Source organism: Ornithinibacillus halophilus, from assembly GCF_900129485.1.
Lineage (GTDB): Bacteria > Bacillota > Bacilli > Bacillales > Amphibacillaceae > Ornithinibacillus > Ornithinibacillus halophilus.
This window is the reverse complement of the sequence record NZ_FQVW01000004.1, coordinates 1-3,996: the sequence shown is the minus strand read 5'-3', so window position 1 is coordinate 3,996 and position 3,996 is coordinate 1. Positions and strand designations below refer to the sequence as shown.

The 3,996-nt window shown below is 43.8% G+C and carries 4 protein-coding genes; all 4 read left to right on the top strand.

Annotation, left to right across the window (positions count from 1 at the left end; all coding sequences use genetic code 11):
* The first annotated feature begins 230 nt into the window (after positions 1-230).
* Genes BUB12_RS03830 through BUB12_RS03815 form a run of 4 tightly spaced genes read left to right on the top strand, consistent with a single transcriptional unit; the run spans position 231 to position 3,790 of the window.
* Complete coding sequence (locus BUB12_RS03830; RefSeq protein WP_072888210.1) at positions 231-1,283, top strand: Gfo/Idh/MocA family protein; 1,053 nt, start codon at positions 231-233, stop codon at positions 1,281-1,283.
* 30 nt (positions 1,284-1,313) lie between these two features.
* The gene (locus tag BUB12_RS03825) at positions 1,314-2,147 is read left to right on the top strand and encodes a sugar phosphate isomerase/epimerase family protein (RefSeq protein WP_072888208.1); all 834 of its coding nucleotides are present in this window, start codon (positions 1,314-1,316) and stop codon (positions 2,145-2,147) included.
* Positions 2,148-2,159: 12 nt separating this feature from the next.
* Positions 2,160-2,816, top strand: a complete 657-nt coding sequence (locus BUB12_RS03820) for a hypothetical protein (protein ID WP_072888206.1) — start codon at positions 2,160-2,162, stop codon at positions 2,814-2,816.
* A complete protein-coding gene (locus BUB12_RS03815) occupies positions 2,813-3,790 on the top strand; it encodes a Gfo/Idh/MocA family protein (protein WP_072888204.1) in 978 nt (325 codons plus the stop codon). The genes BUB12_RS03820 and BUB12_RS03815 overlap by 4 nt, the downstream gene beginning before the upstream one ends.
* The last annotated feature ends 206 nt before the right edge of the window (positions 3,791-3,996 follow it).

Below are 3,996 nucleotides of genomic sequence, written 5' to 3'. Positions count from 1 at the left end.
GCCAAGGAAATCGCTCGCGCCCCATGTCAAAATGCTCCCCAACCTCCAAAATTCGCTCGCCCCTAAAAAGAACTCGCTCCCCAACCAAAGGAATTCGCTCCACACCCGATTCCACTACCAACTACTACCCCCAAAACTTCACCCTATCTCTAATCTATGATAAAATTTCATTATAGGATGATAATTTAGAATAATTTAAAATTAACATACAAAATACAGGAGGTTAATATATGCTAAAGGTTGGAGTTATAGGTGTTGGGTCCATTTCAGAATTACATATTGAACCGTATAAGAATAATAAAAAAGTAGAATTAGTTGCTTTTTGTGATGTGAATGAAGCGCGTGTACAGGAAAAAGGGAAAAAATATGAGGTGGAGCAGTTATACACCGATTATAAAGAGCTGTTAAAAAATGAAGATATTGATGCAGTGAGTATTTGTACGTGGAATAATTCGCATGCTGATATTGCGATTGCAGCATTAGAGGCTGGGAAGCATGTGCTAGTTGAGAAGCCGTTAAGCATGACGGTGGAGGAAGCGGAGGCCGTTCAAGCGGCTGTTGAGAAAACAGGCAAGGTGCTACAAGTTGGGTTTGTTCGCCGCCATGCCTCCAATGCAAAATTACTCAAAACATTTATTGATCATGACGATCTGGGAGAGATTTATTATGCAAAAGCTTCGTGCCTTCGTCGTCTAGGGAATCCAGGTGGCTGGTTCAGTGACAGCTCCAAATCTGGAGGTGGTCCATTAATCGACCTAGGTGTACATATGATTGATATTTGCTGGTACTTAATGGGCAAGCCGAAGCCGGTTTCTGTAAGTGGCAACACGTACAACAAGCTTGGAAATCGTAGCCATGTAAAAAATCTATCTTTCTATAAAGCTGCCGATTATGATCCAACACTAAACGATGTGGAAGATTTAACAAATGCGATGATTCGTTTTGAAAATGGTGCTTCCTTGTTGGTGGATGTTAGTTTTACGTTGCAGGCGAAAAAAGATGAGATTTCCGTGAAACTCTTTGGTGACAAAGGTGGAGCAGAGATTGAACCTGAACTAGCAATTGTATCGGAAAAACATGACACGATTTTAAACATGGCACCACAAGTGGATAACTTAGGCTTTGATTTTAACCAGGCCTTCACGAGTGAAATCAACCATTTTGTAGACTGCTGCTTGGAAGGAAAAGAAAATATTGCGCCTGTTCAAGATGGGGTAGAGGTAATGCGCATGCTAAATGCTGTCTATGAATCTGCGAAAGCTGGAAAAGAAATAAGAATGTAAAGGCGTTTACAAAATAAAGGAGCGTTTTCGATGAAAATTAGTGTAAGCATGTATAGTGTCCATAAAGTTGTGCAAACAGAGGGCTGGTCACCAGTTGATTTTGTTCATTTTGCAAAAAGCATTCAAGCTGATGGGGTGGAATTACTCGATATTTACTGGAAGGATAAAGAAAAAGAAATTCCTGAAGTGTTGAAGGAAGTGAAGGAACAAGGGTTGGTCGTGTCAGCGTATGATGTGACGAATAATTTTGTTGTGGAGTCAGAGGAAGAGCGCATGCAACAAGTCGAAAAAGTAAAAGATGGTATTCGCGTGGCAAAACAGTTAGGAACCAATATCGTCCGCACGTTCTGTGGGGACTTAAGTGGCGATTTAACGTATGAAGACGGGCAAGAGTGGATTGTTGATGGATTAAAAAAGGCAGCTGAATTTGCAGAACAAGAGGAAGTTTATCTTGCTATTGAAAACCACGGACTTTTAGCTGGGCGCAGTGAACAAGTGGAAGAAATCATCGCGAAGGTTGGCAGTCCTTTTGTAAAATCAACTTTCGATACGGGGAACTTTTTATTGGTACATCAAGATCCAAAACAGTCATTTGATCGCTTGAAAAAGGAAATCGTCCATGTTCACTTTAAAGATTTTCGCAAAAAAGATCCTTCCGAAGATGTGAATGGATTCCGTTCCATGAAAGGGGAGGAGCTGATTGGGACGATCCCTGGAGATGGGCAGGTGGATTTAGGGTATGTGGTGAATGGCTTGAACGAGAATGGCTATGATGGCTGGCTTTCGATTGAGTATGAGGGGGTAGAGGATCCGAAAGAAGCAAATCTGGAATGTGTCAATCGGTTGAAAAAATTATTGTCATAGGAGGCGAGTGCGTTGGCAAAAGTTATTTTATTGGATAAGCAAAAAGTGGGCCGTGTCGATGGGCTAGTGGTTGAATCGGCTTCAGATGTCCGTGATGGATGTTTTTATGTTGGAGATGAGGCGTTGGAGGGACATGATGTGGTTGCACCGGCAATGAGTGTGTTGGAAGGCAGGCTTCAGAAAGTATACTTCGATTTGGAGAGTTATTTATTTTTCCAACAGGCAAAAGCTGTGATTCTGGATAGCTCTGTTCCTCGGGGAGTTTTTCGTTTCAGAAGAATGACAACGGATACAACTACGGCTGTGATTGCTGAGGACTTGATGGTCGTGTCTTCTGTACTTGGTAAGCCAGAACGTGTTTGGGTGAAGCGCTCGGAAGTAAATGATGTACCACGGCATGTCATTGTAACTGTGGACTTCGGTGGAGGAACGATGGCCCATCTTGACTATACGTTTGGTGAGCGAGAGTTTATCGAGTTGCAATGGAGTGGTAATAAAAAAATCATTGAATTTAACAGTGATGACGTGAATCCAATTTCCCCACAGCAGTCTAGTGTATTGAAATATCAGCCAGAATTAATTTTGAAAAATTCCCGTGATGTGACGGATGACTTAGTGGAGCAGTTGAAAGCCTATCATGAGCAAGTTTTTGGAGGTGAATCGAAATGAAAATTGGGATGATGAGCTTTGCCCACATGCATGCATACAGCTATGCAGATAGTTTGCAGAAGCTGGATGGCGTCGAGATGATTGGGGTGTTCGATGATGATGTGGCTCGTGGACAAGAGGTTGCTGCAAAATATGGGATGAAGCATTTTTCTGATATGGAGGAATTTTTGGCAGCTGATATGGATGCAGTGATCATTTGTAGCGAAAATATCCGCCATAAAGAGATGGTGCTAGCTGCTGCACAGGCGAAAAAACATATTTTATGTGAAAAGCCAATTTCCACAAATATTGCTGATGCTGAGGAGATGATTCGTGCATGTGAGGACAATGGGGTTATTCTCCAAATTGCTTTCCCCGTGCGATTTAATGAGCCAATTCGCCAACTGAAGGCGATGATTGATGCAGGCGAACTTGGTGAAATTGTAGCATTCCGCACGACAAACCGCGGGCAAAATCCGGGTGGGTGGTTTATCGATGAAGCAATGTCTGGTGGTGGCGCCGTCCTTGACCATACCGTGCACATGGTTGATATCATGCGCTGGTTAACGGGCTCTGAGGTAAGTGAAGTATACGCAATGGTGGATTCTTATTTCCACGATATCCCGATAGATGATGCAGGCCTCTTGACGTTGGAGTTTGAAAATGGAGTCATCGCCTCCCACGATGCGAGTTGGTCATACTTTGAAGAATATCCAACATGGGGCGATGTAACGATTGAAGTGATCGGTACCAAGCGAACCGTAAAAGTGGATGCGTTAAAAGAACACTTTAGGTTGTTTGCTAACGGGGCTGACAAAGCGTTGTCCAATGTTTTCTTCGGAAAGGATATGGATTTTGGACTGGTTGAGGATTTCATTGATTGCGTGAGGACTGGTAGTAAACCGTCAATTACAGGATATGATGGACTGAAGGCGACGGAAGTAGGACTAGCGGCATATGAATCTAGTAAGAAGAAGGATAGAGTGTTGTTGTAAAAGTGGAGGGCTGCCCTGATTGGGGGGGCCTTTTAGTTTGTGGTGGGGCTCGCTCCACCTGTGGTGGATCTTGCTCGCCCTTGGGGGGATTCGCTCCATCAAGGGTAGGGGTCGCTCGCCCCAGGGTAAAAGTTGCTCCCCAGCAGTGAAAACTCGCTCGCCCCCAGGATGAGATTCGCTCCTCGGTAGTGTGAACTCGCTCGCCC